This window comes from Leucobacter celer subsp. astrifaciens (assembly GCF_001273835.1).
GTDB lineage: Bacteria > Actinomycetota > Actinomycetes > Actinomycetales > Microbacteriaceae > Leucobacter > Leucobacter celer.
In genome coordinates this window covers 1-250 of record NZ_JHEI01000222.1, presented here as the reverse complement: position 1 = coordinate 250, position 250 = coordinate 1, and the positions used below count along the sequence as shown (strand labels likewise).

At 64.4% G+C, this 250-nt stretch carries 1 protein-coding gene; it reads right to left on the bottom strand.

Annotated features, from left to right (window positions below; all coding sequences use genetic code 11):
• The coding region (locus AMS65_RS20220; protein WP_206542028.1) for a hypothetical protein at positions 1 to 250 on the bottom strand (250 nt) is incomplete at both ends.

The following is a 250-nucleotide window of genomic DNA, read 5'->3' as shown; positions in this document are numbered from 1 at the left end:
GCGTCAAAGTTGTATAAGAGACAGGCTCTGGCTCTATCCTGGTGCATCCGCCTGCCCAGATGCTCCGAGGCATCGATGACCTCCTGAGCGTGTGCGAATGCCTCTCCCGACGCTTTCTCGATCCTGGCCATAAGCCGTGCCGCCTCGGCCTTGGTGGTCGCGGTGGCGGTGAGGTTGCCCACGTCCTGGCGCAGGAGCCGCACCTGGTCGGTCAGGTCGGCAATCAGCTCGGCGGGGGATTGGGCAACGG